This is a genomic window from Sphingomonas sp. (assembly GCF_039595165.1).
GTDB lineage: Bacteria > Pseudomonadota > Alphaproteobacteria > Sphingomonadales > Sphingomonadaceae > Sphingomonas.
The window spans coordinates 1-25367 of sequence record NZ_JBCNMA010000041.1; the positions used below are offsets into that span (position 1 = coordinate 1).

General features: G+C 70.0%; 28 protein-coding genes, 1 tRNA gene and 1 pseudogene. 17 read left to right on the forward strand and 13 right to left on the reverse strand.

What is annotated here, in order from left to right:
* On the reverse strand, positions 1–283 hold a 283-nt coding region (locus ABDV68_RS09295), incomplete at its 3' end, for a GTP-binding protein (RefSeq protein ID WP_343519566.1).
* 67 nt (positions 284–350) lie between these two features.
* Between ABDV68_RS09295 and ABDV68_RS09300 the strand changes: the two genes are divergently transcribed.
* The 4 genes from ABDV68_RS09300 (at position 351) to ABDV68_RS09315 (ending at position 3754) form a co-directional block, all read left to right on the forward strand.
* On the forward strand, positions 351–1061 hold the full coding sequence (locus ABDV68_RS09300) for a DUF72 domain-containing protein (RefSeq protein ID WP_343519567.1): 711 nt from the start codon (positions 351–353) through the stop codon (positions 1059–1061).
* A 59-nt stretch (positions 1062–1120) separates the two neighbouring features.
* On the forward strand, positions 1121–1606 hold the full coding sequence (locus tag ABDV68_RS09305) for a phosphoglycerate mutase family protein (protein WP_343519568.1): 486 nt from the start codon (positions 1121–1123) through the stop codon (positions 1604–1606).
* 115 nt (positions 1607–1721) lie between these two features.
* Complete coding sequence (locus ABDV68_RS09310; protein WP_343519569.1) at positions 1722–2687, forward strand: CsgG/HfaB family protein; 966 nt, start codon at positions 1722–1724, stop codon at positions 2685–2687.
* A gap of 113 nt (positions 2688–2800) precedes the next feature.
* Positions 2801–3754, forward strand: coding sequence for a PQQ-binding-like beta-propeller repeat protein (locus tag ABDV68_RS09315; RefSeq protein WP_343519570.1), 954 nt, complete (start codon positions 2801–2803; stop codon positions 3752–3754).
* Positions 3755–3758: 4 nt separating this feature from the next.
* Here the strand turns inward: ABDV68_RS09315 and ABDV68_RS09320 are convergent, their stop codons facing one another.
* The 3 genes from ABDV68_RS09320 to pnuC form a co-directional block, all read right to left on the reverse strand.
* A complete protein-coding gene (locus ABDV68_RS09320; RefSeq protein ID WP_343519571.1) occupies positions 3759–4274 on the reverse strand; it encodes an AAA family ATPase in 516 nt (171 codons plus the stop codon).
* A 65-nt stretch (positions 4275–4339) separates the two neighbouring features.
* Positions 4340–5305 carry an AAA family ATPase gene (locus tag ABDV68_RS09325; protein ID WP_343519572.1) on the reverse strand — a complete coding sequence of 322 codons (966 nt, stop codon included), beginning with the start codon at positions 5303–5305 and terminating at the stop codon, positions 4340–4342.
* Complete coding sequence (gene pnuC, locus ABDV68_RS09330; protein ID WP_343519573.1) at positions 5302–5862, reverse strand: nicotinamide riboside transporter PnuC; 561 nt, start codon at positions 5860–5862, stop codon at positions 5302–5304. The genes ABDV68_RS09325 and pnuC overlap by 4 nt, the downstream gene beginning before the upstream one ends.
* Before the next feature lie 92 nt (positions 5863–5954).
* Here pnuC and ABDV68_RS09335 point away from each other — a divergent pair, with 92 nt between their 5' ends.
* The 6 genes and pseudogenes from ABDV68_RS09335 to ABDV68_RS09360 all read left to right on the forward strand — a co-directional run bounded on the left by ABDV68_RS09335 (position 5955) and on the right by ABDV68_RS09360 (position 10305).
* On the forward strand, positions 5955–7253 hold the full coding sequence (locus ABDV68_RS09335) for an FAD-dependent oxidoreductase (protein WP_343519574.1): 1299 nt from the start codon (positions 5955–5957) through the stop codon (positions 7251–7253).
* A 124-nt stretch (positions 7254–7377) separates the two neighbouring features.
* Positions 7378–7454, forward strand: a tRNA-Pro gene (locus tag ABDV68_RS09340).
* Positions 7455–7533: 79 nt separating this feature from the next.
* Positions 7534–7743 (forward strand): hypothetical protein, encoded by a 210-nt coding sequence (locus ABDV68_RS09345; RefSeq protein WP_343519575.1) that lies wholly within the window; start codon positions 7534–7536, stop codon positions 7741–7743.
* Positions 7744–7879: 136 nt separating this feature from the next.
* Positions 7880–8239: pseudogene (locus ABDV68_RS09350) on the forward strand (YciI family protein); the annotation flags it as partial.
* A gap of 113 nt (positions 8240–8352) precedes the next feature.
* Positions 8353–9630 carry an RNA polymerase sigma factor gene (locus tag ABDV68_RS09355; RefSeq protein WP_343519576.1) on the forward strand — a complete coding sequence of 426 codons (1278 nt, stop codon included), beginning with the start codon at positions 8353–8355 and terminating at the stop codon, positions 9628–9630.
* Positions 9631–9723: 93 nt separating this feature from the next.
* On the forward strand, positions 9724–10305 hold the full coding sequence (locus ABDV68_RS09360; RefSeq protein WP_343519577.1) for an alpha/beta hydrolase: 582 nt from the start codon (positions 9724–9726) through the stop codon (positions 10303–10305).
* A 135-nt stretch (positions 10306–10440) separates the two neighbouring features.
* Here ABDV68_RS09360 and ABDV68_RS09365 read toward each other — a convergent pair whose 3' ends face one another.
* The 4 genes from ABDV68_RS09365 to ABDV68_RS09380 all read right to left on the reverse strand — a co-directional run bounded on the left by ABDV68_RS09365 (position 10441) and on the right by ABDV68_RS09380 (position 14224).
* The gene (locus ABDV68_RS09365; RefSeq protein WP_343519578.1) at positions 10441–11796 is read right to left on the reverse strand and encodes an FAD/NAD(P)-binding protein; all 1356 of its coding nucleotides are present in this window, start codon (positions 11794–11796) and stop codon (positions 10441–10443) included.
* A 100-nt stretch (positions 11797–11896) separates the two neighbouring features.
* Complete coding sequence (locus ABDV68_RS09370; RefSeq protein WP_343519579.1) at positions 11897–12163, reverse strand: DUF6356 family protein; 267 nt, start codon at positions 12161–12163, stop codon at positions 11897–11899.
* Positions 12164–12191: 28 nt separating this feature from the next.
* On the reverse strand, positions 12192–12884 hold the full coding sequence (locus ABDV68_RS09375; protein WP_343519580.1) for a UTRA domain-containing protein: 693 nt from the start codon (positions 12882–12884) through the stop codon (positions 12192–12194).
* Entirely contained in the window at positions 12881–14224 is a 1344-nt protein-coding gene (locus ABDV68_RS09380) for a formimidoylglutamate deiminase (RefSeq protein WP_343519581.1), read from the reverse strand. Before ABDV68_RS09380 ends, ABDV68_RS09375 begins: the two co-directional genes overlap by 4 nt.
* A 47-nt stretch (positions 14225–14271) precedes the next feature.
* On the opposite strand from ABDV68_RS09380, the gene hutI reads away from it, so the two are divergent.
* The 5 genes from hutI (at position 14272) to ABDV68_RS09405 (ending at position 20636) form a co-directional block, all read left to right on the forward strand.
* On the forward strand, positions 14272–15465 hold the full coding sequence (gene hutI / locus ABDV68_RS09385; RefSeq protein WP_343519582.1) for an imidazolonepropionase: 1194 nt from the start codon (positions 14272–14274) through the stop codon (positions 15463–15465).
* Positions 15462–16955 (forward strand): histidine ammonia-lyase, encoded by a 1494-nt coding sequence (gene hutH, locus ABDV68_RS09390; RefSeq protein ID WP_343519583.1) that lies wholly within the window; start codon positions 15462–15464, stop codon positions 16953–16955. Before hutI ends, hutH begins: the two co-directional genes overlap by 4 nt.
* A gap of 280 nt (positions 16956–17235) precedes the next feature.
* Entirely contained in the window at positions 17236–18030 is a 795-nt protein-coding gene (gene hutG, locus ABDV68_RS09395; protein ID WP_343519584.1) for an N-formylglutamate deformylase, read from the forward strand.
* The gene (gene hutU / locus ABDV68_RS09400; RefSeq protein WP_343519586.1) at positions 18027–19685 is read left to right on the forward strand and encodes a urocanate hydratase; all 1659 of its coding nucleotides are present in this window, start codon (positions 18027–18029) and stop codon (positions 19683–19685) included. The genes hutG and hutU overlap by 4 nt, the downstream gene beginning before the upstream one ends.
* Positions 19686–19739: 54 nt before the next feature.
* Complete coding sequence (locus ABDV68_RS09405; RefSeq protein WP_343519587.1) at positions 19740–20636, forward strand: arginase family protein; 897 nt, start codon at positions 19740–19742, stop codon at positions 20634–20636.
* Here ABDV68_RS09405 and ABDV68_RS09410 read toward each other — a convergent pair.
* The 4 genes from ABDV68_RS09410 to ABDV68_RS09425 form a co-directional block, all read right to left on the reverse strand.
* On the reverse strand, positions 20633–21019 hold the full coding sequence (locus ABDV68_RS09410; protein ID WP_343519588.1) for a MerC domain-containing protein: 387 nt from the start codon (positions 21017–21019) through the stop codon (positions 20633–20635). The genes ABDV68_RS09405 and ABDV68_RS09410 overlap by 4 nt on opposite strands.
* A 244-nt stretch (positions 21020–21263) precedes the next feature.
* Positions 21264–22139, reverse strand: coding sequence for a Type II secretory pathway component PulK-like protein (locus ABDV68_RS09415; RefSeq protein ID WP_343519589.1), 876 nt, complete (start codon positions 22137–22139; stop codon positions 21264–21266).
* The gene (locus tag ABDV68_RS09420) at positions 22136–22675 is read right to left on the reverse strand and encodes a type II secretion system protein GspJ (protein ID WP_343519590.1); all 540 of its coding nucleotides are present in this window, start codon (positions 22673–22675) and stop codon (positions 22136–22138) included. The genes ABDV68_RS09415 and ABDV68_RS09420 overlap by 4 nt, the downstream gene beginning before the upstream one ends.
* A complete protein-coding gene (locus tag ABDV68_RS09425) occupies positions 22672–23652 on the reverse strand; it encodes a penicillin-binding protein activator (RefSeq protein ID WP_343519591.1) in 981 nt (326 codons plus the stop codon). The genes ABDV68_RS09420 and ABDV68_RS09425 overlap by 4 nt, the downstream gene beginning before the upstream one ends.
* 122 nt (positions 23653–23774) lie before the next feature.
* On the opposite strand from ABDV68_RS09425, the gene gspN reads away from it, so the two are divergent.
* Both gspN and ABDV68_RS09435 read left to right on the forward strand, forming a co-directional pair.
* Positions 23775–24434 carry a type II secretion system protein N gene (gene gspN, locus ABDV68_RS09430; RefSeq protein ID WP_343519593.1) on the forward strand — a complete coding sequence of 220 codons (660 nt, stop codon included), beginning with the start codon at positions 23775–23777 and terminating at the stop codon, positions 24432–24434.
* Between the two features lie 4 nt (positions 24435–24438).
* Complete coding sequence (locus tag ABDV68_RS09435; protein ID WP_343519594.1) at positions 24439–24771, forward strand: DUF1905 domain-containing protein; 333 nt, start codon at positions 24439–24441, stop codon at positions 24769–24771.
* On the opposite strand, the gene ABDV68_RS09440 is transcribed toward ABDV68_RS09435, so the two are convergent.
* Positions 24749–25367: type II secretion system F family protein (locus ABDV68_RS09440; RefSeq protein ID WP_343519596.1), on the reverse strand; the 619-nt coding region annotated here is incomplete at its 5' end. The genes ABDV68_RS09435 and ABDV68_RS09440 overlap by 23 nt on opposite strands.

Consider the following 25367-nt stretch of genomic DNA (forward strand, 5'->3'; position numbering starts at 1 on the left):
TGCGGCTTACCTCATAGGCGAAGTCGACATGCCCCGGCGTGTCCATCAGGTTGAGGACATAGTCGAGCCCGTCCGGCCCCTTCCAGTCAAGGCGCACGGTCTGCGCCTTGATGGTGATGCCGCGCTCCTTCTCGATGTCCATGTTGTCGAGCACCTGCTCGGACATCTCGCGCGCGGTCAGGCCGCCGGTGCGCTGGATCAGCCGGTCGGCCAGCGTCGACTTGCCATGGTCGATATGCGCGATGATCGAGAAGTTGCGGATACGGGAAAGGTCGGTTGCCATGATCGGCGCCCGTTAGCAGGGCAGATGCCGCGCAGGAACCCCCCGCGCCCGCATGCGCTGGTGCGGCATGACTCTCCGCATCGGCACCGCCGCCTGGGCGCTTCCCCGCGACATCCGCGACCGCTTCCCGTCCGGTGCCAGCAACCTCGAACGCTATGCCCAGCGCTTCAACGTGACCGAGATCAATTCGAGCTTCTACCGCCCGCATCGCCGCGCCACCTATGCGCGCTGGGCGGCGAGCGTGCCGCCGGACTTCCGCTTCGCCGTCAAGCTGCCCAGGGCGATCACGCACGAGGCGCGACTTGTCGATTGCGACACGCCGCTCGCGCGCTTCGCCGACGAGATCGCCGGGCTGGACGAGAAGCGCGGCCCGGTGCTCGTCCAGCTCCCGCCCAGCCTCGCCTTCGACGCGGCGCTCGCCGAAGCGTTCTTCGCCCGGCTCGATGCGATCGTCGGCGGCCCCGTCGCGTTCGAGCCGCGCCATCCGAGCTGGTTCGATCCGCCCGCCGAGGCGCTGCTCGTCGCGCATCGCATCGCACGCGTCGCCGCCGATCCCGCGCCGGTTCCGGCCGCCGCCATGCCCGGCGGCTGGCCTGGCCTCGCCTATTTCCGTCTCCACGGTAGCCCGCGCATCTACTGGTCCCCCTATGACGAGGCCGCCTTGGCGGCGTGGCGGCAAGCCGCGGTCGCCGGGGTCGCCGCGGGCGCCGAAAGCTGGATCATCCTCGACAATACCGCCAGCGGCGCGACGACGCGCGATGCGATGAAGCTGATCTGACGGGTTCGCTTGCCGCATGCCCGCGACTGCGCCAAGCATCGCCGCGGAGGTGAATCGCCATGCAAGTCCTGAAGTATCTCGTTGCGCTGCTCAGCATGCTCTGCGCCGCCGGCGCCCTCGCCGGCCAGGCGGAAGAAGCGCCGATCTACGTCACCCGCCACTACGATACGCCCGCCGGCCAGCCCGATCCCGACCTCACGCCCCAGGGCAAGGCGCGCGCCGACCAGCTCGCGGCATGGTTCTACGGCCGCACGCTCAAGGCGATCTATGTCAGCGACTTCAAGCGTTCGCGCCAGACCGCCGCGCCGCTCGCGGCCGCGGTCGGCGTCACCCCCGAGACCTACGACCCCAAGGACACTCCCGCGATCGTCGCCCGCGCCAAGGCCGCCGGCGGCCCGGTGCTGATCGTCGGCCACAGCAACACCGTCCCCGACATCGTCCAGCAGCTCGGCGGCAAGCGCCCGGACGACCTCGTGCACGAGGATTTCGGCGACCTCTGGACGATCGAGGGCGGGAGGTCGGAGCGGACCAGGATCGAGAACTGAACCCTCCACTTGGGGTAGCGCTACCCCCTTTTGATGATCGATTGCGGCCTCGAAACTATTCCAACCCGCAGCCGGATCGGCTATTCCGGGGCGACAGGTAACAGGGGAAGAATCGATGTTGAAGTCTCCCGCGGTGGCCCTCACCGCGCTCGTTCTGTGCGTCGCCGGCTCGGCGCAGGCGCAGCGACTCGCCAAGCCCAGCGGCGGCCAGAAGCTGCAGGAAGCGACAATGAACGACGTGCCGCGCTGCACGCGCAAGCTCGGCACGCTCTCGGTCGTCGACGGCGACGATCCCCGCCCCTGGACGCAATATTCGCTGGCCCCGCCGCAGAAGCTGCTCAAGGTGCTCGTCCAGCGCTCGGGCTGCTTCAACCTGGTCGATCGCGGTTCGGGCCTGCAGGCGGCCGAACGTGAGCGCGCGATCGGCGGCAATCTCGGGCTGCAGCGCGGCTCGAATGTCGGCCAGGGCCAGATCAAGGCGGCGGACTATGTCCTCGTCGCCGAGATCCAGGGCGCCAACAGCAATGTCAGCGGCAGCGCCGCGGGCGGGCTGATCGGCGGGCTGGTCGGCGGCCGCCTCGGCGGGCTCGCAGCGGGCATCCGCAGCAAGAAGATGGAGGCGAACACCGTCCTCTCGATCACCAATGTCCGCACCACCGAGACGATCGCGACGACCGAGGGCTATGCCGCCAAGAACAACCTCGCCTTCGGCGGCGGCGGCGGCGTCGGGTTCCTCGGCGGCGGCGTGGGCGCGGTCGGCGGCGGCTACGACAATACCGAGATCGGCCGCATCGTCACGCTGTCCTTCATCCAGGCCTATACCAAGCTGGTGACCGAGCTCGGGCTGGTCCGCCCCGGCGACGCCGGCACCGCGCAAGCCGCGCCGACCAAGACCTTCACCGCGCAGCGCCCGGTGGCGATGCGCGTGTCGGCGGCCGGCGGCGCCAAGGTCATCCGGACCATTCCGGCGGGCGGCATCGTCTATCCCACCGGCAACAAGAACGGCCTGTGGTGGGAAGTCGCCGACGAGAACGACAATGTCGGATGGGTGCTCAACACCGGGCTCGCCCCGAGCCAGTAAGCGCTTCGCCAACACTTACCGAAAGGCCCTTTCCGTCACCGCGGGACGGGCCTTTTTTCTTGCGGGGTTCATGTAAAACGCACAGTCTTTCCGGCAAAAATCGGGAGACATCCATGCGCCGCCTGATCCTCGCCGCCGCCCTGCTCGCCACCGCCGCCCTTCCCGCCACCGCGCGCGAGCTGCTGCTGGTCGGCAACAAGGGCGAGGACACGCTCGGCATCTACGACCTCGCCGACGGCAAGCAGCTCGCCAGGATCCCGACCGGCGCACAGCCGCACGAGATCGCGGTGATGGGTGACGGCACCCAGGCGGCGGTGGTCTCCTATGGCGGCACCACGATCGACATCGTCGACCTCGATCCGCTCGGCAAGATCGCGACGATCGAGCTCGCCCCGAACAAGCGCCCGCACGGCCTGTTGTGGATGCCGAAGAGCGAGCGGCTGATCGCGACCACCGAGGGCAGCAGCTCGGTCGCGATCGTCGAGCCCGACGGCAAGATCACCTCGATCGCGACCGGGCAGCAGGGCTCGCACATGGTCGCGCTGCTCGGGGAGGAGCGCGGCTTCGTCGCCAATATCGGATCGGGCACGGTCAGCGTGGTCGACCTCGTCAAGAACACCAAGCTCCGCGACCTTGCCGTCGGCGGCAAGCCGGAGGGAGTCGCGGTGGCCGGCGGCAAGGTGTTCGTCGGCGACTTGTCCGCGCCGCGCCTCACCGTGCTCGACGCCGGCACCTATGAGAAGCTCGCCGAGCTGGCGATCGACGGCAACGCGATCCGCGTGATCGCCAGCCCCGACGGCAAGACCGTCGCGACCAGCAATGTCGACAAGGGCAGCGTCACGCTGATCGACGTCGCGACCCATTCGGTGCTACGCAGCTTCCCGGTTTCGGGCGAGCCGCAGGCGGCGCAGGTGACCTTGGTCTGGTCCGCCGACGGCAAGCGCCTCTACGCCGCGGAGACGATGCGCAACCAGATCGCCGAGATCGACGCCGAGACCGGCAAGGTGCTGCGCCGCATCGACGTCGGCAAGAATGGCGACGGGCTCGCGGTGACGACGGTGCCCTGAGCGGCTAGCCGGCCGCCTCGACCGCGCGCAGCACGCTCTCCCAGCGCGCCTCGCCCCCGCCGCTGACCAGCGCCCAGCGCACCCCGCGCCGCTCGAGCTCGGCCTTCGACAAGTCGAAAAAGCGTTGCCGCTGCTCGGGTTCGCCGAACATCCGCGTCCCGTCGGCCACCCATGGCAGATCGATATCGAACAGCAGATAGAGGTCGGCCACGCCGTCCCACGCGTCGAACCAAGGATCGCGCCTGCCGAACAACATGTCGGCCCACACCGCGGTCATCAGCGGATCGGTGTCGAGGATCAGCGGGGTGAGCTCCGCCGCCAGCATCGTCTGGACCCCGGCGTCATGCGTCCGCGCGATCTCGACCAGATCCTGCATGGTGAAGTCGATCCCGCGCGCCTCGGCATATTCGCGGCCATATTCCTCGGCCACCTCCCCGCCGAGATGCGCAGCGAGGCGCGGCGCGAGCGTGGACTTGCCGGTGCTTTCGGGACCGTGGAGGCAGATGGTGCGGAGCGTCATGCAGGCGGGTTCCAGTTGAAAGCGTGCGCCATCGCACAGGTCGCGCCGGTACGCGACCGTCCCCGCTACTTACCCTGTCCATCGATGATCGCGATCGCCTGTTCGAGCCGCGATTCGGGCGGGCCGGAGATCATCGCCCAGCGCACCCCGCGCCGTTCGAGCACCTCCCGGCACAATCCCATGAACCGGGCCCGAGCTGCGGGATCGCCGAACAGCCGCGTGCCGTCGTCGACCCAGGCCGCATCGATGTCGAGCAGCAGGTACAGATCCGCCGTCGCGTCCCACGAATCGAACCACGGATCGCGCCGGCCGAGCATCATCTCGGCCCACACCGCGGTCATCAGCGGATCGGTGTCGAGGAACAGCCGGCGGTTGCACCAGCGCAGCATCGAGCGGGTCATCGCATCGTGAGTCCGCGCGATCGCGAGCAAGTCCTCCATGCGGCAATCGCTGCCGTGCCAGTCGCACCAGGTGCGGCCATATTCGGGGACGAACAAGGTCGCATAGTGCCGCGCCAGCGCCGCGGCGAGCGTCGACTTGCCGGTGCTTTCGGGACCGTGCAGGCAGATCGTCCGCGCGAAATACGGCTTCACCGGCGCCGGCAGCAGATCCCAGTGGCGCCACGGATCGGCCCGCACCGCCTCGCCCGACACCGGCATCCCCAGCCGCCCGGGATCGACCGGATGAAACACCGCGCCGACTTCCGCCGCCAGCCGTTCCCCATAGGCTTCCGAGGCGAAGACGCGGTCGATCGGCTCGGGGTGCGCCGCCTTGACGATCCCGCGCCAGATCGCCCAGAAATCGGGATGCGCCTCCGGCGTCTGCGGCACCACCGCGTCATGGCCGATCACCCGCGCGTTCGGAAACAGCTCGCGCATCCATTGCAGCCGCAACGGTCCCGGGATCGGATCGTCGGGCAGCCAGCACACCAGGATCGTCAGCTCGCTCACCTGCGCCGCCGCAGCCTCGCACATCAGCACGTGCCCGGCATGCGGCGGCATGAACTTGCCGAGCAGGAACCCCCGCGTCACGCCCTCCGCCACACCCGCCACCATTGCAGGAGCCCGGCGGTCGCGAGCACCAGGAACCCGGCATAGAGTCCCGCGGTCAGCGTCAGCCCCTTGGTCCAGTAGAGCCCGATCGCGATGATATCGACCGCGATCCACAACACCCAATTTTCGAGCTTGCGCCGCGCCAGCAGCAACTGCGCCGCCACGCTCGGCATCGCCACCAGCGCGTCCCAATAGGGCAAGGCGGCATCGGTGAAACGGTGCATCCCCCATCCCCAGATCAGCGCCGCCACGATCGCGCCGCCGATCCACAGGATGCGGCCGCGCGCGTCGAGCGTCTCCACCCGCACCTCGCCGGCATCCGCGGCGGCATGGCGCCACGCCGCCCAGCCATAGAGCTGCGCCGCCAGGAAGAATCCCTGCAGCAGCGCGTCCGAATAGAGCTTCACCTCCCAGAAGACGAAGGCGTAGAGGATCACCATCGCGATCCCGACCGGGTAGTTCCAGATGCTGCGGCGGATGATCAGCAGGATGTTCGCCACCCCCAGCACGACCGCGACGATTTCCAGCTCGCTCATCCTGCCGAGCTAACAGCGTGGCACGCGCCGCGCCAGCTTGCCCTGCGCGCATTCCCCGCTAGGCTCGGCTCACAGACAAGAGAGGGTCGGGCATGCGGCATATCGCGGTGATCGGTTCGGGACCGGCGGGCTACTATACCGCGGAGGCATGTCAGAAGCAGTTCGGCGACCAGGTCCGTGTCGACATCATCGATCGCCTTCCCGTCCCCTTCGGCCTGATCCGCACCGGCGTCGCGCCCGATCACCAGTCGATCAAGGGCGTCTCGCGCCGCTACGAGGCGACCGCACTCACCGACAATGTCCGCTTCGTCGGCAACGTCACGATCGGCGAGCAGGTGACGATCGCCGAATTGCTCGACCTCTACGACGCGGTCGTCCTGGCCACCGGCGCGCCGCGCGACCGCCCGCTCGAAATCCCCGGCGCGGACCTGCCCGGCGTCACGGGCTCGGCGGCGTTCGTCGGCTGGTACAACGGCCATCCCGACTATGCCGAGCTCAACCCGCCCCTCACCGGTCCCGGGGCGGTGGTGATCGGCAACGGCAATGTCGCGCTCGACGTCGCGCGCATCCTCGCCAAGACTCAGGCGGAGTTCGCCGGCTCGGACATCGTCCGCCACGCGCTCGCCGCGCTCGAGAAATCGTCGATCGACACGATCACCCTGCTCGGCCGCCGCGGCCCCCACCAGATCAACATGACCCCCAAAGAGCTCGGCGAGCTCGGCGAACTCGAGCGCGCCGCGCCGGTGGTCGACGCCGCCGACTTCCCGCCCGAGCTCGACGACGCGATGCTCGAGCCCGGCCACCGCAAGTCGATCACGCACCTGCGCAACTTCGCCGCCGCGCATGTCGACAAGCCGGTGCACATCATCTTCGACTTCTTCGCCATGCCCGTCAGGATCGAGGGCGACGGCAGGGTCGAGCGCGTGATCGTCGAACGCACCCGTCTCGACGAGCGCGGCGCAGCGATCGGCACGGGCGAGACCTATGCCGTGCCCGCCAGCCTCGTCGTCTCGTGCATCGGCTATCGCACCCCGCCGATCGAGGGCGTGCCCTATGACGATCGCGCCGGCCGCTTCGCCAATGACGAGGGGCGCGTGCTGCCCGGCCTCTACGCCGTCGGCTGGGCGCGCCGCGGCCCGACCGGCACGATCGGCACCAACCGCCCCGACGGCTTCGCCATCGTCGAGAAGATCGCCGCGGACACACAGCCCAACAGCGGCAAGCAGGGCCGCCCCGCGCTCGACGCCCTGCTCGCGTCGCGCGGCGCCGAGGTCGTCACCTTCCGCGACTGGCAGAAGATCGAAGCCGCCGAGATCGCCGCCGCCCGCGACGGCGCCCCGCGCGAGAAGTTCACGTCGATCGCGGCGATGCTGGGCGCGCGCGGCGCCTGACCCTCGCGCCTCAAAAAGCTTTCGCGCACCCGCTTGCGCCCAGCGAAACTGCTGGCTATAGGCGCGCCTCCAAGCGAAAGCCGGTCCGCCCATCCCGGGGCATTTCAAGGATCCGGCACTCCGTCGGGGAGTAGCTCAGCCTGGTAGAGCACTGTCTTCGGGAGGCAGGGGCCGGAGGTTCGAATCCTCTCTCCCCGACCATTTCTCATCATCGCGCCATCACATTGCGTATTGGTCGCCGTGCGGCCAGACTGCGCGCTCCTGGACCGGAGTAGCGCTGATGAAGAGTTTCATCCTCGTTATCGCAATCGCGATGGGCAGCGGCAGCCCGGCACTTGCGGCGCCCTGCAGGGACGCGGCAGGCCGAACCGTTAAATGCCCGCCCAAAGCCGCGCCCAAAAAGGCCTGCACGCCCACAAAGGCGAAGCCGTGCGGCAAGTATCAGGCAAAAGCGCAGAGACCGGGCGGGCGCGTCAACTACAAGTGGTGAAGCGCTCCGCACGGCGGCGAGGGCGGCGATTTCCGCTTACCGAAAAAAAATTCGTACCCGTGTCGATTCCGCGCAAGCTCGCTCGTCGTCAGGATACGAGGCCGATCGCGGACCTCGCCAACCAAGGAGAATTCCAATGCGTGTGATGGTGTTCGTGAAGGCGACCGAGGACAGCGAAGAGGGCATGAAGCCCTCGCCCGAACTCAGCCAGATGTTCGTGGACATGGGCAAGTTCAACGAGGAGCTGGTGAATGCCGGCATCATGGTCGCGGGCGACGGGCTCAAGCCCTCATCCTTCGGCAAGCGCGTCGCGTTCGACGGCCCCAGCCGCACCGTGATCGACGGCCCCTTCGCCGAGACGCGCGAGCTCGTCTCCGGCTACTGGCTGTGGGAAGTCAAGGACATGGACGAGGCGGTCGAGTGGGTGAAGCGCTGCCCCAACCCGATGTTCGGCCCCAGCGAGATCGAGATCCGCCCGCTGTTCGAGATGGAGGACTTCGCCGATCTCATCCCGGCCGAAGCCCAGGCGATCCACGACGGCGTCGGCGAGAAGCTCGCCAACCGCTGATCCGCTTGCGTTCCGCCGCCGCGCTCCCCTAACCCTTGGGCATGGCGGCGGACGCAACCACCCAGCGGGCGATCGAGACGGTCTTCCGGATCGAGCGGGCGAGGCTCATCGCGAGCCTCGCCCGCATGATCCGCGACGTCGACCGGGCCGAGGAGCTGGCGCAGGACGCGCTGCTGATCGCGCTCGCCGAATGGCCGAAGACCGGCGTCCCGCAGAATCCCGGCGCATGGCTCACCGCCGCGGCGAAGCGCCGCGCGATCGACGGCCTGCGCCGCGCGAAGATGCAGGACCGCAAGCATGCCGAGATCGCCCGCGACCTCGACGAAGCCGACATCAGCGGCGTCGAGGCGCTGGAGGCCGCCATGGACGACGATATCGGCGACGAGCTACTCGGGCTGATCTTCACCGCCTGCCACCCGGTGATCTCGGCCGAGGCGCGCGCGGCGCTCACCCTGCGCCTGATCGGCGGGCTCACCACCGACGAGATCGCGCGCGCCTTCCTCTCGGCCGAGCCGACGATCGCCCAGCGCATCGTCCGCGCCAAGAAGACGATCGGCGGTGCCGCGCTCGCCTTCGAGGTGCCGCGCGGCGCCGAACGCAACGCCCGCCTCGCCTCGGTGCTCGAGGTCGTCTACCTGATCTTCAACGAGGGCTATGCCGCCACCGCGGGCGAAGACCTGATCCGCCCCGCGCTGTGTGCCGAGGCGCAGCGGCTCGGCCGTATCCTCGCCGGCCTGATGCCGGACGAGCCCGAGGTCCACGGCCTGCTCGCGCTCATGGAGATCCAGGCCTCGCGCCTGCGTGCCCGCACCGGCCTCGATGGCGCCTTCGTCCCGATCACCCAGCAGAATCGCGCGCACTGGGACCAGCTGCTCATTCGCCGCGGCCTCAACGCGCTCGCCCGCGCCGAAGCGCTCGGCGGCGGCGACGGTCCCTATGCCCTCCAGGCGGCGCTCGCCGCGTGCCATGCCCGCGCGCGCAAGGCGGAGGATACCGACTGGCCGCGCATCGCCGCGCTCTACGACCGGCTGCGCGAGGTGATGCCCTCGCCCGTGGTCGACCTCAACCGCGCGGTCGCGCACAGCATGGCGTTCGGCCCCGAGGCGGGACTCGCGCTGGTCGATGAGCTGGCGGAGGCCGCGGCGCTGCGCAACTACGCCCCCCTCCCCGCCGCCCGTGCGGACTTCCTGTTCCGCGCGGGGCGCCTCGCGGAGGCGAAGGTCGCGTTCGAGACTGCCGCCGCGCTCACTCGCAACGAGCGGGAGCGCGCCTTCCTTTTGACACGCGCCGCCGCCTGCGCCGCGACTTCACACCACTGAAGCATTGCTTTCCTACCCCCAACGGATGATCACGCGTTCGCATCTTGCGCGGACGCCCCCGGTTTTGGCATTTTGCGCGCAAGGGAGATTGCCATGACGCTCGCGCTCGCCCCAGCTCCGCATCGTTTCTCCGTGATCACGATCAGCGAATCGCAGACCCCCGCCTGGAGCGAGCGCTTCGGCTGGCCCGCGTTCGGCGACACCCATCTCGCGCTCGATCCGAACGGCAACCGCTCGATCCTCGCCGCCCAGCTCGACAACGCCGTGCTGCGCGCCGACCGGGCCGTGCTGCTCGTCGCCGAGGGCCTGGGTTGCTTCGCCGCCTCGTGGTGGGCGCGGCTGTCGCCCTCGCACTATGTCGATCGGGTCGCGGGTGCACTGCTGTTCGATCCCGAGACCGCCGAAGCGGCCGTGGACAAGCGCAACCTGTTCGCCTCGCCCCGCACCGCGCTGCCCTTTCCCTCGATGGTGGTCGCCGACCGGCTGCCGGGCAGCGACCCGGCCGATTTCGCGCCGTTCGCGCAGAGTTGGGGCAGCCGCCTGATCGCCGGCAACCGTCACCGCGCCGCCGAAGCCTCCGCCTGGCGCAGCGCGCAGCGGCTCGTCGGGCGCCTCACCGCGACGGTCGTCGCGCGCGACATCGAGCGCGGCCTGGCGCTGCGGGGCGAAGCTTAGAATCACACCCCGAACTTGAAACCGTCATTCCCGCGCAGGCGGGAATCCATTCGCCGTGGCGTTGCGGTTCTTGCCAGAAGGCAAGCCAGAATGGATCCCCACACTCGCGGGGATGACGAAGCCCTCGCGGCTGGTCTACAACCCCTCCCAGCCGACCCAGTGCGCGTTGGACAGCCGCCGCGCCACGTCCCAGGTCTGGCGCCGGATATCGGGCACCGCGACGATCTCCCAGAAGGCGCCGCGCGTCATCGGGCCCAGCGCATAGAGCCGTTCGCTCGGCCGCCCGTTCGCGCCGATCACCTGCCCCACGCCGTTGACGTCGATGCCGAGATTCGCCGCATCCGGCCGGATCGCTCCGCGTTCGCGCAGCGCGACCAGCAGCGGATCGGTGGTGCGGTTGAGATCGCCGAGCGGGCCCGTGCAGTTGACGATCCGCCGCACCCGCATCGTCTCCGGCGTCGCGTGCCCGCGCGGTCGCCAGGTCATCGCCACCCCGCCGGCCTCCGGCGCGAACGCGATCGTCTTGCCCGCCAGCACATGGAGCTGCCCGCGATCCTGCATCGCCGCCAGCCGGTCGGCGACCTGGGGCGCCAGCCGATGGCGGTGCACGTCCCACCACGGCCGCAGATGGCGCAGGAAGCGCGCTCGCTCGGCCTCGCTGGCATTGGCCCACATCGGCTGGGTGAACGGCCGCAGCTCGTCCACCGCGTTGCGCCAGCCGATCGTCTCGGCGCGCTCGCGCAGCTGGCGCACCAGCCCTGACGCGATCGTCGCCGGCCGCTCCTCGAGCCGCGCCCAGTCGCTGCTCCGGTCGTGCCGCCGCGGCAACAGCCCGCGCCGAGACAGCGCGACGATCCGCCCGGCAAAGCCCCGCGCCTCCAGCATCAGCGCGACGTCGACCATCGTCAGCCCGGTCCCGATCACCAGCACCGTGTCGTCCGCCCCAAGCCCGTCGGCGACGTCCCCGGCCCAGGGATCGCCCTTGTAGAGGTCGCCCGGCAGCGCACCGTCGGTCAGCCCCGGCGGATCGTGCGGCGGCAGATTGCCCACCGCGAGCACCGCCGCATCGGCGTCGATCCTCTCGCCGCCGTCAAGTGCCAGCGCCAGCCCGCCGCGATTCTCGATCACGTCCACGACTTCGCCATAGCGCACCGCCAATCGCCCGCCGCTATTGGCGAGCGCCGCGTCGAGCATCTCGCGCAGATACTCGCCATAGGTGACGCGCGACGCGAAGGCGCTCGCCGCCTCCGCGACGCCGCGCGCCTCCAGCCAGCGCGCGAAATGCCCCGGATCGTCCGGCAGCGCGCTCATATTGCCTGCGCGCACGTTGAGCACATGGCTGGGATGCGCCGCGCCATAGGCCAGCCCCTCGCCCGCGCGGCTGCCGCGCTCAATCAGCGTCGCGCGCGGACCCTCATGGCGGAGCAGGTTGATCGCCTGGAGCGTGCCCGAAAAGCCCGCGCCGACGATCGCGACATGTTCGACCGGCATCTTGCCCCCTTGCTGCAGATCCAGGCTGTATCGACATCCAAATATTCCTCCCTCTCCGGCGGAGGAATAACGTTGCCTCGATCCTGAATATCAATCCGCCCTAGATCTCGTATTCCATCTGCCATGCGGGCTCGGTGAACGCCGGCGGCTTTTCCGCGAACGCCGGCTGGCGCGCCTTCATCCGGCCGTAGAGCGCCTTCACCGTGTCGCTCGCGGTGCGCACGAACAGCGCCGGGATCACGCCATGGACGATGCAGGCGAGCCCGCCGATCACCATCCGCGCGCCGAACCCGGTCGCGGTCGCGAAATGCTCGGCATAGCTCTCGCCCACCTCGCGCGGGTGCTTCAGGAAGACCTTGTCGAACATACGCACTCCCTTGGTTCGCCCGCCCCGATCAGCCGCGGGGCGTGAAATCCTCGACCAGTTGATAATGATCCGCCGGAAACACCTGACGCGCGGATGTGACAGGCGCCTTGCCGCGCCACGTCCAGCGCTCGATCTGCAGGCAGGGCGCGCCCGCGGCAATACGCAGATGCCGCGCCGCCACCGGCTCCGCGCCCGCCGCGCCGATCCGGTGCCGCGCGTCGGTCCACGGCACGTTGGCGAGCAGCCAGGTGCCCGGCGCGGTCGCGGCGAAATCGGCATCCTCGGCGCCCGGCGCGACGGCGAGGTCGAGCCAGCGCTCCTCCCACCCGAACGGCGTCTTGCCGGCATGGTGCACGCCGGAAAGCGCCAGCCAGCATCCGCCCGCTCGCGCCGGGAAGCCCTCCGGCGCGCGCCGCTGCAGCTCGACCGAGAGCAATTCCCAGTGATAGGCCTCCCCCCGCGCCTCGATCAGCGCGCCGATATCGGGCACGCCGACCACCGCCGTGCGGATCTGCGGCCGCGCGACGAAGCTCCCCGCGCGCCGCTTGCGCTCGATCAGCCCCTCGCGCGCCAGCCGGCTCAAGGCCTTGTTCGCGGTCGCGCGGGCGCAGCGATAGGCCTCGACCAGCTCATGCTCGGTCGGCACCCGCATACCCGGCGCCCATTCGCCCGAGCGGATGCGCGACTCGATGTCGCCGCGGATACGCGCCTCGACGCTCATGCCATCAGCCGCGCCAGCGCCGTGCGGTAACGGGCCTCGATCGCCGCGCGACGCCGGTGCCGCCCGCCCTCGACCCGCTTGACCCCACCGCGCCACACACAGTCGATCCCGGCGCGGCTCGCGAACACCCAGCTGTCGACCAGCGCATCGCCCTTGCGCTCGGCATAGGTGGGATCGTCGCGGTTCAACGACACGATATCGGCCGGCCGCCCTGCCGCCAGCCCGGTCTCGACGCCGAGCGATCGCGCGCCGCCCTTCACCGCCGCATCGAACAGCCGCGCCCCGGTTGCGGGCCGGTCCTCGCCCGCCAGCACGTTGCGCGCGCGCCGCGTCAGCCGCTGCCCATATTCGAGCAGCCGCAATTCCTCCGCCGCGTCGATCCGCACGTTCGAATCGCTTCCCACCCCGATCATGCCGCCCTGTGCCATGAACTTTGCCGCGGGAAACAGTCCGTCGCCCAGGTTCGCCTCGGTGATCGGGCACAGTCCCGCCACCGCCCCGCTCGCGGCGATCCCCGCCACCTCGTCCGCCTCGACATGCGTCGCATGCACCAGCGTCCAGCGGCGATCGACCGGCATCTCGTCCAGCAGCCAGCGCACCGGCCGCTTGCCGCTCCAGGCCAGGCAATCCACGACTTCCTTCATCTGCTCAGCGATATGGATGTGTACCGGCCCGCGATCCGCTATCGGCAGCAGCACGCGAAGCTCCTGGGGCGTCACCGCGCGCAGGCTGTGCGGCGCGATCCCGATCACCCCGTCCGGCGGCAGTTGCGCCTTCGCCCGCTCGACCAGCCCGGCAAACCCCTCGACGTCATTCAGGAACCGCGCCTGCGCCGCGCCCGCCGGCTGCCCGCCGAACCCGCCATGCGCGTAGAAGACCGGCAGCAGCGTCAGCCCGATCCCCGCACTCTCCGCCGCCGCCACGATCCGCCCCGACATCTCGGCGACGTCGTCGTAGCGCGATCCGTCCGGCGCGTGATGCAGGTAATGGAACTCGCCCACGCGCGTGAACCCGGCCTCGAGCATCTCGGCATAGGCCTGCGCCGCGACGGCCTCGCATTCCTCCGGCCCGATCCGCCCGACGAAGCGGTACATCAGCTCGCGCCACGACCAGAAATCGTCGTCCGCCCGCCCACGCACCTCGGCCAGCCCCGCCATCGCGCGCTGAAAGGCGTGGCTGTGCAGATTGGGAAGCCCCGGCAGTGCCACGAAATGCCGCTCGTCGCCCGCATCCGGCTCGACCCCGGGCTCGACCGCCTCGATCCGCCCATCCGCGAGGCGGAAGCGAACCCGATCGGCCCAGCCATCCTCGAGCAGCGCGGATTCGAACCACAAGTCCATCCGATTATGTCTAGACATAATGGCGCGCTTGTCCAACCATAAGGCGCATGGCGACTCCCGCGGACAAGCTCTGGCGCAACGCCCGCCTCGCGACGATGACGGGCGACGGCCTCGGCCTCGTCGAGCATGGCGCAGTCGCTGCCGCCGGCGACACGATCGCCTATGCCGGCCCCGAATCCGACGCTCCAGATGCCATCGAGATCATCGACTGCGAGGGCCGCTGGATCACCCCCGGCCTGATCGACTGCCACACCCATCTCGTCCATGCCGGCAACCGGGCCCGCGAGTTCGAGGCCCGCCTCGAAGGCGCGACCTATGAGGAGATCGCGAGAGCCGGCGGCGGCATCCTCTCCACCGTCACCGCCACCCGCGCCGCGAGCGAGGACGAGCTGATCGCCTCCGCTCTCCCGCGCCTCGACCAGCTCATCGCCGAGGGCGTCACCACCGTCGAGATCAAGTCCGGCTACGGCCTCACCCTCGACGACGAGCTCAAGATGCTCCGCGCCGCCCGTCGCCTCGCCGCCGAGCGCCGCATCCGCGTCCGCACCACCCTGCTCGCCGCCCACGCCGTCCCACCCGAGTACAAGGGCGACGCCGACGGCTATGTCGATCTGGTCTGCGAGCACATCATCCCCGCCGTCGCCGGCCTCGCTGACGCGGTCGACGCGTTCTGCGAGGGCATCGGCTTCACCCCCGAACAGACCGGCCGAGTCCTCGCCGCCGCAGTCGCCCACGGCCTCCCCGTCAAGCTCCACGCCGAGCAGCTCTCCAACCTCCACGGCGCCGCGCTCGCCGCGCGTCACGGCGCGCTTTCCGCCGATCATCTCGAGCATCTCGATGACGCCGGCATCGCCGCAATGGCCGCGTCGGGCACCGTCGCCACGCTCCTTCCCGGTGCCTTCTACTTCACCCGCGAGGAACGCCGCCCCCCGATCGCCGCCCTGCGCGCCGCCGGCGTCCCCATCGCCCTGGCCACCGACTGCAACCCGGGCACCTCGCCGATGGCCTCGATCCTGCTCGCCGCGAACATGGGCGCGACCTTCTTCCGCCTGACCGTCGCCGAATGCCTGCGCGGCATCACCGTCAACGCCGCGCGGGCGCTCGGCCTCCAGGACCGAACCGGTATGCTCGAGCCCGGCAAGGCCGCGGACCTCGCGATCTGGAACGTCACCGACCTCGCCGAGCTGGTCTACCGCATCGGCGCCAACCCCCTCCACGCCCGGATCCACGCAGGCCAATGATCACCCCCGGCAACACCCCGCTCGCCACCTGGAACGCCATCTATCGCGGCGAAGCGGCCCCGCTCGACCCCGCCTGCCATGACAAGGTCGCCGCCAGCGCCGACGCCGTGCAGGCGATCCTCGCCCGCCACGAGCCGGTCTACGGCATCAACACCGGCTTCGGAAAGCTCGCCTCGGTCAAGATCGGCGACGAGGACTTGGAAACCCTCCAGCGCAACATCGTCCTCAGCCACGCCGCCGGCGTCGGCGATCCGATGCCCGCCCCGGTCGTCCGCCTGATGATCGCGCTCAAGCTCGCCAGCCTGGCGCAGGGCCATAGCGGCGTGAAGCCGGCGACGATCGCGATGCTCCAGGACATGCTCGACCGCGGCATTACACCCCTCATTCCCGCGCAAGGCTCGGTCGGCGCGAGCGGCGACCTCGCCCCCCTCGCCCATCTCGCCGCGGCGATGATCGGCACCGGTGAGGTGCTGATCGACGGCATCGCCCGCCCCGCGCGCCAGATGCTCGGCACCCTCACCCTCGGCCCCAAGGAGGGCCTGGCGCTCCTCAACGGCACGCAATTCTCCACCGCCTATGCGCTTGCCGGCCTGTTCGAGACCGAGCGCCTGTTCCGCGCCGCGCTCGTCACCGGCGCGCTCTCGACCGAGGCGGCCAAGGGCTCCGACACCCCCTTCGACCCGCGCATCCACCAGGTCCGCGGCCACAAGGGCCAGATCGAGGTCGCCGACGCGCTCGCCACCCTCATGTCCGGCTCCGCCATCCGCGCCTCGCACCGCGAGGGCGACGAGCGTGTGCAGGACCCCTATTGCCTGCGCTGCCAGCCCCAGGTGATGGGCGCCTGCCTCGACCTCATCCGCCAGGCGGGAACGACGCTCGCAATCGAGGCGAACGGCGTCACCGACAACCCCCTCATCTTCACCGATACCGGAGAAGCCCTGTCCGGCGGCAACTTCCACGCCGAGCCGGTCGCCTTCGCCGCCGACATGCTCGCGCTGGCGATCTGCGAGATCGGCAGCCTCGCCGAGCGCCGCATCGCGATGCTCGTCGATCCCGCGCTCTCGGGCCTCCCCGCCTTCCTCACCCCGCGCCCCGGCCTCAATTCGGGCTTCATGATCCCCCAGGTCACCGCCGCCGCCCTGGTCAGCGAGAACAAGCAGCGCGCCTATCCGGCCAGCGTCGATTCGATCCCCACCTCGGCCAACCAGGAGGACCATGTCTCGATGGCCGCGCACGGCGCGCGCCGCCTGCTCGACATGACCCGCAACCTCGCCCACATCCTCGGCATCGAATATCTCGCAGCCGCGCAGGGCTGCGACTTCCACGCCCCGCTCACCTCGAGCGAACCGCTCGAAGCCGCCCGCGCCCTGCTCCGCGCTCAAGTCCCCCATCTCGAGGACGACCGCCACTTCGCCCCCGACATCGCCGCCGCCACGGCGCTGGTCAGTAGCGGTGCGCTCGGCCACGGACTGCCGGGAATCGAGGAGTGAAGGGGATGGTTCACGCGAAGGCGCGAAGGCGCGAAGCAGAAGGAAGTCGAAGAAGATGTTTCGCGCAGAGACGCGGAGAACGCAGAGACGCGGCCCCGCCGCGTCAGCGGCTTTCCTTGTTTCAGCGACGATGCGTGCCGCAACGGCGCGACGGGGAGGCGCTGCGCGCGGCTGAACTTGTCGCCTCTGCGCTCTCTGCGTCTCTGCGCGAAACACCTTCTCTTCGCGCCTTCGCGCCTTCGCGTGAACCAAATCTCCGGATCAAGCGGAGCCCCACCCGATGATCCGCGTCGAACAGGGCAGCGCCCCGCTCATCGTCAGCATCCCCCACGCCGGCACCGACATCCCGGAAGGCATCCACGGCCTCGTCTCGCCCGATCTCGCCCGCCACGACGCCGACCTCTACGTTGACCATCTCTACGCCTTCGCGCGCGAGCTCGACGCCACCATCGTCCGCACCACCGTCTCGCGCACCGTGATCGACGTGAACCGCGATCCCTCGGGCCACACCCTCTATCCCGGCCAGTTCACCACCGGCCTCTGCCCGATCCAGACCTTCGACGGCGAGCCGCTCTACGAACCGGGCGCGCTGCCCGACCAGCACGAGATCGAGCGCCGCCGCGCCGAGTGGTTCGATCCCTACCACCTCGCCCTCGCGCTCCAGATCGAGCGCCTGCGCGCGGCTCACCCCGCGCTCGTCCTCTACGATGCGCACTCGATCCGCAGCGTCGTGCCCAAGCTGTTCGACGGCGAGCTGCCGAACTTCAATATCGGCACCAACGACGGCGCATCCTGCGCCCCCGCCCTCACCCAGGCGGTCGAGGCGATCTGCGACGCCAGTCCGCACAGCCGAGTCACCAACGGCCGCTTCAAGGGCGGCTGGATCACCCGCCACTATGCCCGCCCGGACGAAGGGGTGCACGCCATCCAGATGGAGCTGGCGATGCGCACCTATCTGATCGAAACCTCCGATACCTGGCCCCCACCCTGGCACGAGGAAACGGCACAAGCCTGCCAGCAAATCCTCCGCCCCATCCTCACCGCCTGTATCGACTTCGCGAAAGCCCAAGCATGACCACCCGCACCGACAACAGCCGCCGCATCAAGGCGCCGACCGGCACCGATCTCAGCGCCAAGAGCTGGCTCACCGAAGCCCCGCTGCGCATGCTGATGAACAATCTCGACGGCGACGTCGCCGAGGCGCCCGAATCGCTCGTCGTCTATGGCGGCATCGGCCGCGCCGCGCGCGACTGGGAGAGCTACGACCGCATCGTCGACGCTTTGCGCAAGCTCGACGCCGACCAGACTTTGCTGGTCCAGTCGGGCAAGCCGGTCGGCGTGTTCCGCACGCATCCCGACGCCCCGCGCGTGCTGATCGCCAACTCCAACCTCGTGCCGCATTGGGCGACCTGGGAGCATTTCCACGAGCTCGACCGCAAGGGACTGGCGATGTACGGCCAGATGACCGCCGGCTCGTGGATCTATATCGGCACCCAGGGCATCGTTCAGGGCACCTACGAGACCTTCGTCGAGGCCGGGCGCCAGCATTATGGCGGCGATCTCAGCGGCAAATGGATCCTCACCGCGGGCCTCGGCGGCATGGGCGGCGCGCAGCCGCTCGCCGCGACCATGGCGGGCGCCTCGTGCCTCGCGGTCGAATGCCAACCCAGCCGGATCGAGATGCGCCTGCGCACCCGTTACCTCGATCGCGCTGCCAACAGCATCGAAGAAGCGCTTGAAATCATTCGTACCTCGGACAAGCCCGTCTCGGTCGGCCTGCTCGGCAACGCCGCCGAGGTGCTGCCCGAGCTGGTCCGCCGCGGCGTGCGCCCGGACATCGTCACCGACCAGACCAGCGCGCACGATCCGGTCAACGGCTACCTCCCCGCCGGCTGGACCCTCGACGCGTGGTTCGCCAAGCGCGAGACCGCCCCGCACGAGGTCGAGAAAGCGGCGCGTAGCTCGATGGCCACCCATGTCCGCGCGATGCTCGCCTTCCACGAAGCCGGTATCCCCACGCTCGACTATGGCAACAACATCCGCCAGGTCGCCAAGGACGAAGGGGTCGACAACGCCTTCGCCTTCCCCGGCTTCGTCCCCGCCTATATCCGCCCGCTGTTCTGCCGCGGCGTCGGCCCGTTCCGCTGGGCCGCACTGTCGGGCAACCCCGACGACATCTGGAAGACCGACGCCAAGGTCAAGGAGCTCCTCCCCGACAATCATCACCTCCACAACTGGCTCGACATGGCGCGCGAACGCATCGCCTTCCAGGGCCTGCCCGCGCGCATCTGCTGGGTCGGCCTTGGCGACCGCCACCGCCTCGCCCTGGCCTTCAACGAGATGGTCGCGAGCGGCGAGCTCGAGGCCCCGATCGTCATCGGCCGCGACCATCTCGACAGCGGCTCGGTGGCCAGCCCCAATCGAGAGACCGAGGCGATGCGCGACGGCTCCGACGCCGTCTCCGACTGGCCGCTGCTCAACGCGCTGCTCAACACCGCATCCGGCGCGACCTGGGTCTCGCTCCACCATGGCGGCGGCGTCGGCATGGGCTATTCGCAGCATTCGGGCATGGTCATCGTCGCCGACGGCACGCCGGAGGCGGCCCGGCGGCTGGAACGCGTGCTGTGGAACGACCCGGCCACCGGCGTGATGCGGCATGCCGACGCGGGCTACGAGATCGCAAGGGACTGCGCGAAGGAGATGGGACTGGACCTGCCCGGGATTCGCTAAGGCGGAACCCGGAGTCCCGGTCCTGGGTTGGAGCCGTGAAAGCGGAGCCTTTCGATGCCGACCCGCAGCTACGCGATTATCGAAGCGCCCTCGACTCTGGGCCTGGCCGGCGGTGGTGTCGAAGGTCTCGCCGATCGCCTGTTGAGCCTCGGTCTCGCCGATCGGATCGGCGCGCGCCGCACGAGCCGGCTTCCCCTCCCGCGCAAGGATCCTGCGCCCGACCCGGCAACCGGCACCTTGAACGCCAAGGCGATCGTGCAATGGTCGCCGCTGCTCGCAGACGCCGTAGAAGCGGTGCTCGACAAGGCCGAGTTCCCGCTGATCCTCGGCGGCGATTGTACGATCCTGCTCGGCTCGATGCTCGGCTTGCGCCGGCGCGGCCGCTACGGGCTGCTGTTCATCGACGGCAACGCGGACTTCTTCCAGCCCGAGGCCGAGCCCAATGGCGAAGGCGCGTCGATGGACCTCGCCTTCGCCACTGGCTACGGCCCCGCCCCGCTCATCGATATCCAGGGCCGGGGGCCGCTGGTGCGCCCCGGCGATGCCGTCGCTTTCGGCTATCGCGACCATGCCGATCAGGCCGAATATGGCAGCCAGCCGATGCCGCCGGAGCTCGAGGTCTACGACTTGCCCGCGCTGCACGAGATGGGCGTCGAGCCCGCCGCCCGCGCTGCGATCGCGCATCTGGCACGCGACGAGCTCGACGGATTCTTCATTCATGTCGACGCGGATGTGCTCGACGATGCCGTCATGCCGGCAGTCGATTTCAGGGTTCCGGGCGGGCTGTCCTGGGACGAGCTGGCGGCCGTGCTCCGCATTGCCCTTGCCAGCGACAAGGCATGCGGCATCGAGATCACGATCTACAATCCTGACTTGGACCAGGATGGCAGGGCCGGCCGCGGCCTCGCCGACATGCTGGCGTCAGTGCTGCGCGAGCCCGCGCCGGCCTAGGACGAACATCTCGCCCGTGCGCGACGCCGCCAGTTGGCGAGGTGAGCGCCGGCGAGCAGCAGGCTCCCGACAACGGTCACCCCGGTCTCCACCGCCACCCAATTCTCGAAGGCCAGGCCGGCCGCCATCAGCGTCAATCCCGCTCCGCCCACGAACAGCGGCGCCAGTCCGCGGTGCCGCCGCCAGCCCTCGATCAGCGCGAACGCGCTCGTCGGGATCGCGAACAGCAGTACGGCGAGGTGAAACCCCTCGCCCGGATCGACCCGGTTGGCGATGGCGGGCAGCGCCGCGATCAGCAGCGGTAGGCCCAGGCAATGTATCAGGCAAAGTGCCGACGCACCCACCGCAAACCCGTCGAACCACTTCCCGATCATCGCTCGCATCACGCCACTCCAACTGCACGCGGCGCAGATGATACACTATATCATCAATTTCAACCCCTGTCCGCTCGCAAGCTTGCAATGTTGGATTTGGCCTGATCCAATCCCGTTGGCGGCGACTCGCCATCGGCTCTTCGATTCGTCGAACTGGTATCTGGCACCGCGCGGAAAAACCGCGCGATAGTGTAAACTCAGTGCAAACTTCCGCACTGCGCCTCGCACAAGCGCGGCAGAGATTTTCCGCGCCTTAGCCGCCCAGCGCCGGCGCCTCGGGCGGCACCGCGGCGTTGCGCCAGCGCGCCACCGGCCGCACCTCGACGTTGCCGTCCTCGTCCCGCTCACGCTGGATCAGCGTCGCGCCGTCCTGCGCCGTGCCGCCGATCGTCGCGCGCACCCGCACCCAGTAGGTGCCCGACTGGAAGCTGGTGCCCGGCGGCTGAGTCACCTTCTGGTCGGAGAGGTCGCGCAGCGTGATCTGCCCGTTGCGCTTGCGGATCGCGACCAGCCGCTCGGCGACCACGGGATCGTCGAACAGGATCGCGAGCAGCTCCTGGTCGGCGGCGTTCAAGTTGATCTGCGTGGTGCCGGGCAGTGCGGTCACCATCCGCTCCAGCCGCGCGATCGCGTTCCGGTCGGCTCCGGGCAGCAGCCGGATTGGCCGCACATCGGTCACCGGGCCCTGCCCGCGGACATAGGCGATCGCCTGAGTCATCTGCGCCTCGTCGAGCCCGGCGATCGCCGCCAGCTTCTGGAACAGCAATACCGGCGCCACCTCGCCGCTGCGCAGCGAGTTGACGTTGAACCGCCCCTCGGCATCGCTCACCGCCAGGTCGAAGCTGCCCCCGTCGATCGCCGCGCCCTTCGCTCCGATCGAAGCCCAGGGCTCGCCCGCATGATCCACCTCGGGCGCCTCGCGCGCGTCGCGCCGCAGCGCGCTGATCGCCGACAGCTCGCCGCCGCGCACGATCGCCGCCGCCCGCGCCGCCTCGCGCCCCCTGAGCGACCGGTCGAGCGCCAGCTCCTCGCGGCTGATCATCAACAGCACCAGCCCGCTCGCGATCGCGACGAACATCAGCACGTTGACCAGGATCATGCCCTGCTCGCCGTCGCGCCCCCGCGTCATCGGTCGTCCTTCGGCCGGTCGGGCAGCACCACCACGCGGCGCAGCAAGCCCTGCGGCCCCGAGACGCCAGCGACCTGCATCTCGACCGCAACCGCGCGCGGCCAGTCTTCCTTGCGCTCCTCGCTCGGCGGCCAGCGGTCGATCCAGGCATCGCCGTCGCGGAACCGCCACCGCGTCTCCGCGACACCGTGCAGCAGCATCTGCGGCTGCGGCGCCGAGCGCACCAGCACGCCCTCGGCCGCGCCATAGCGCACCGGCACCGGCGGCCCGCCCACACCGCCCGCGATGCGGGTGAAGGCGATGCCGCCCCCGCCGCCCGACACCTCGCCGCGGGTGATCTGGTCGAGATCGCTCTGGATCACGAACATCGCGCGCTGCAGGTCCGCCAGCCGCGACAGCCGCGTGTCGGTCCGTCCCTGCACGTTGAGCACGCTGTCGAGCAGCCCCAGCCCGGCCACCGCGATCAGCGCGAACAGCCCGAGCGAGATGATCAGCTCGAGCAGCGTGAATCCGCCCTCGTCAGGGCGCGGCGTCACGCCCCCAGGCTCACCGCGACCGGTTCGTATCCGGTCGGCCCGGCCATCAGGATCGCCAGCTCGCGCGCCACGCTGCCGTCGCTGCGGAAGCGGGCATTGCCGGTGACGCAGGGATAGCTGGTCTCGGCGAGCAGCGTCGCCTGGCTGATCTCGCCCTTGGCCCGCAGCACCTTGACGATCCCGCCCGCGTCATAGGCCAGCGCCGCCAGCGCGCCCGGATCGCCGCCGTGACGCGAGCGGAACTCGCCCGCGAACTTGCCGAACGCCGCCGGATCGGGGCTGGCGAGCCAGGCGCCGTTGAGCACCTCGAGCGACGCTGGCCGATGGTCGAGCGCCTGCACCGTGCCGAGCAGCTGGATGCCCGTCTCCTTGAGGTTGCGCGCCGCCGCCAGCACCGCCTCGCCGCTGCCGGGCAGCAGCACCGCGTCGGGCGCCTCCCCGGCGACGGGCAGCGGCTGCCCCTCGGTCACGGTCAGCACGCGCACGTCGATCCCGATCTCGCCCTGCACCTTGCCCGCCGCCAGCGCCGCGGCGGCGCCCCAGGGCGTGGCATCGTCGATCACCACCACGCTCTTCACCCCGCGCGAGCGGGCGTAGCGCAGGATCGCGCTGGTCACCTGGCTCGGCGTGATCCCGAACACCCAGGTGCCGGGCGCACGCACCACGGCATTGTTGCTGAACGCGACCACCGGCACCCGCCCGGCGACCTCGCGGCCCACCGCGGTCACTTCCTCGGCGGTCACCGGCCCCAGGATCATCGCCGCCTTGGCCTTGAGCGCGTTGCGCGCAGCCAGCGCCGCGCCCGCCGCCGTCCCGCCGGTATCGTACGCCGTGATCTCGGGCCCAGAATCCGCGAGCAACGCCGCCTGCCGCATGCTAAGGCCAAGCGCGGCGCGCGGTCCGGAGAGCGGCAGCAGCAGCGCCACCGGCCGCTTGTCGCGCTTGGGCTTCTTGCCCTGCACGGCGGCGGCGAACACGGAGGGACTCGCGAGCAATGCCGGCGGCAGCAACAGGCCTGATTTCAACAAGTCGCGGCGATGCATCGCTGGCGTCCGGATTGGCGTCTTGGTCGGCACGGCGGCGTCTTACCGTCTTCGTGGTGCTCGGCATAGCCGCTTATGCGCTGGCGATGCTCGCGACGATGCCCGCCAGCGTGTTCCTCAAGAACCGGCCGTGGCGCACCGGCGTCGCCGGCACGGTGTGGAACGGCGAGGTCGGCGTCGCCGGGGGCAGCAAGTTCGAGTGGAACTGGGCGCCGTTGCGTTCGCTCACCAGCCTCGCCTTCGCCGCCGACTGGAAGGCGACCGGCCCCGACACCGACATGGGCGGGCGCGGGCTGATGCGCTTCGGCCGCACCGTGCTCGACGATGTCAGCGGCAGCGCGCACAGCTCGGTGCTCCAGGCGCTCCAGCCCAATCTGCCCTTCACCTGCGACCTGGTGATGCAGCTCGAATTCGCCAGGATCGCCATCGGCGGCTCGGGCCAGGCGATCGACGGCAAGCTCACCACCGACCCGGGCACCTGCACGCCCAAGGACGGCGGCGCGGCGGTCGCGGTTCCGTCGCTGCTCCTCACCGCCGAGAAGATCGGCACCGCCACGCGCATCCGCATCGCCCCCGCCACCCAGCGCCGCCAGACCCTGGTCGACGCGACGCTCAGCGAGGACGGCCGGCTCAGCGTCCGCATGACCGCCGACGGCGCGCGCATCCTGCCGTTCACCGGCATGCCAGCCGGCGCCACGATCGAAGGACTGATGTAGCACGATGCGCGGATCGCCGGCGCTGGTCGATATCGCGTTCGATGGGCGCGTCATCGAATGGCGCGGACCGGCGCCCTTCTACTTCGTCGCCATTCCCGACGCGCACACCGGCGAAGTGCAATGGGCGGCCCGCATCGCCAGCTATGGCTGGGGCTGCATCCCGGTCGAGGCGGAGGCGCACGGCCAGCCGTTCCAGTCCTCGCTGTTTCCCCGCGGTGGCGGCTATCTCGTCCCGCTCAAGCTCGCGGTGCGCAAGGCGGCAGGCATCCTGCCCGGCGACCAGGTCGCGGTGCGGGTCCGCATCTTCGAACCGGCTAGAGCGTCACCAGGTCGTTGAGGTTGATGATCGGCAGCAGGATCGCCAGCACCATCATCAGCACGATCCCGCCCATCAGCAGCAGCACGAGCGGCTCGACCAAGGCCACGATCGCGCTGGTCACCGCGTCGAGCTCGCGGTCGAGCTCGTCGGCCGCGCGGCTCAGCGCCGGCCCGAGCTGCCCGCTCGCCTCGCCCGAGGCGACGATCGCGGTCAGCATCAGCGGGAACACCCCCGCCTCGGTCATCGCGGCGCGCAGGCTGATCCCCTCGCGCACCCGCGCCGCGACGTGTAGCGCGCGCTCGCGCGCCCAGCGGTTGGGCGTCACCGCCGCCGCCGCATGCAGCGCCTCGACCAGCGGAACCGCGCTCGACACCAGGGTCGCGAGGCTCCCCGCGAACCGCGCGGCGTTGTGCTGGCGGCTGAAGCGGCGGAACGGCCAGCGCTCGGTGAAGGCGCGGTGCACCTTGAGCCGGTTGGCGGGGATCGCCGCCCAGCGGCCATAGACCACGAAGCCCACCAGCGCCGCGAGCAGGATGTACAGCCCCCAGGCCTGCAGGAAGCCCGAGATCGCGATCAGCATCCGCGTCAGCAGCGGCAGATCGGTCCCGCGCGAG

Bases quoted from the DNA above. Each gene is read 5' to 3' on its own strand.
- ABDV68_RS09300 (WP_343519567.1), top strand. From the start codon at position 351: ATGACTCTCCGCATCGGCACCGCCGCCTGGGCGCTTCCCCGCGACATC.
- ABDV68_RS09305 (WP_343519568.1), top strand. From the start codon at position 1,121: ATGCAAGTCCTGAAGTATCTCGTTGCGCTGCTCAGCATGCTCTGCGCC.
- ABDV68_RS09310 (WP_343519569.1), top strand. From the start codon at position 1,722: ATGTTGAAGTCTCCCGCGGTGGCCCTCACCGCGCTCGTTCTGTGCGTC.
- ABDV68_RS09315 (WP_343519570.1), top strand. From the start codon at position 2,801: ATGCGCCGCCTGATCCTCGCCGCCGCCCTGCTCGCCACCGCCGCCCTT.
- ABDV68_RS09320 (WP_343519571.1), bottom strand. From the start codon at position 4,274: ATGACGCTCCGCACCATCTGCCTCCACGGTCCCGAAAGCACCGGCAAG.
- pnuC (WP_343519573.1), bottom strand. From the start codon at position 5,862: ATGAGCGAGCTGGAAATCGTCGCGGTCGTGCTGGGGGTGGCGAACATC.
- ABDV68_RS09335 (WP_343519574.1), top strand. From the start codon at position 5,955: ATGCGGCATATCGCGGTGATCGGTTCGGGACCGGCGGGCTACTATACC.
- ABDV68_RS09345 (WP_343519575.1), top strand. From the start codon at position 7,534: ATGAAGAGTTTCATCCTCGTTATCGCAATCGCGATGGGCAGCGGCAGC.
- ABDV68_RS09355 (WP_343519576.1), top strand. From the start codon at position 8,353: ATGGCGGCGGACGCAACCACCCAGCGGGCGATCGAGACGGTCTTCCGG.
- ABDV68_RS09360 (WP_343519577.1), top strand. From the start codon at position 9,724: ATGACGCTCGCGCTCGCCCCAGCTCCGCATCGTTTCTCCGTGATCACG.
- ABDV68_RS09365 (WP_343519578.1), bottom strand. From the start codon at position 11,796: ATGCCGGTCGAACATGTCGCGATCGTCGGCGCGGGCTTTTCGGGCACG.
- ABDV68_RS09370 (WP_343519579.1), bottom strand. From the start codon at position 12,163: ATGTTCGACAAGGTCTTCCTGAAGCACCCGCGCGAGGTGGGCGAGAGC.
- ABDV68_RS09375 (WP_343519580.1), bottom strand. From the start codon at position 12,884: ATGAGCGTCGAGGCGCGTATCCGCGGCGACATCGAGTCGCGCATCCGC.
- ABDV68_RS09380 (WP_343519581.1), bottom strand. From the start codon at position 14,224: ATGGACTTGTGGTTCGAATCCGCGCTGCTCGAGGATGGCTGGGCCGAT.
- hutI (WP_343519582.1), top strand. From the start codon at position 14,272: ATGGCGACTCCCGCGGACAAGCTCTGGCGCAACGCCCGCCTCGCGACG.
- hutH (WP_343519583.1), top strand. From the start codon at position 15,462: ATGATCACCCCCGGCAACACCCCGCTCGCCACCTGGAACGCCATCTAT.
- hutG (WP_343519584.1), top strand. From the start codon at position 17,236: ATGATCCGCGTCGAACAGGGCAGCGCCCCGCTCATCGTCAGCATCCCC.
- hutU (WP_343519586.1), top strand. From the start codon at position 18,027: ATGACCACCCGCACCGACAACAGCCGCCGCATCAAGGCGCCGACCGGC.
- ABDV68_RS09405 (WP_343519587.1), top strand. From the start codon at position 19,740: ATGCCGACCCGCAGCTACGCGATTATCGAAGCGCCCTCGACTCTGGGC.
- ABDV68_RS09410 (WP_343519588.1), bottom strand. From the start codon at position 21,019: ATGCGAGCGATGATCGGGAAGTGGTTCGACGGGTTTGCGGTGGGTGCG.
- ABDV68_RS09415 (WP_343519589.1), bottom strand. From the start codon at position 22,139: ATGACGCGGGGGCGCGACGGCGAGCAGGGCATGATCCTGGTCAACGTG.
- ABDV68_RS09435 (WP_343519594.1), top strand. From the start codon at position 24,439: ATGCGCGGATCGCCGGCGCTGGTCGATATCGCGTTCGATGGGCGCGTC.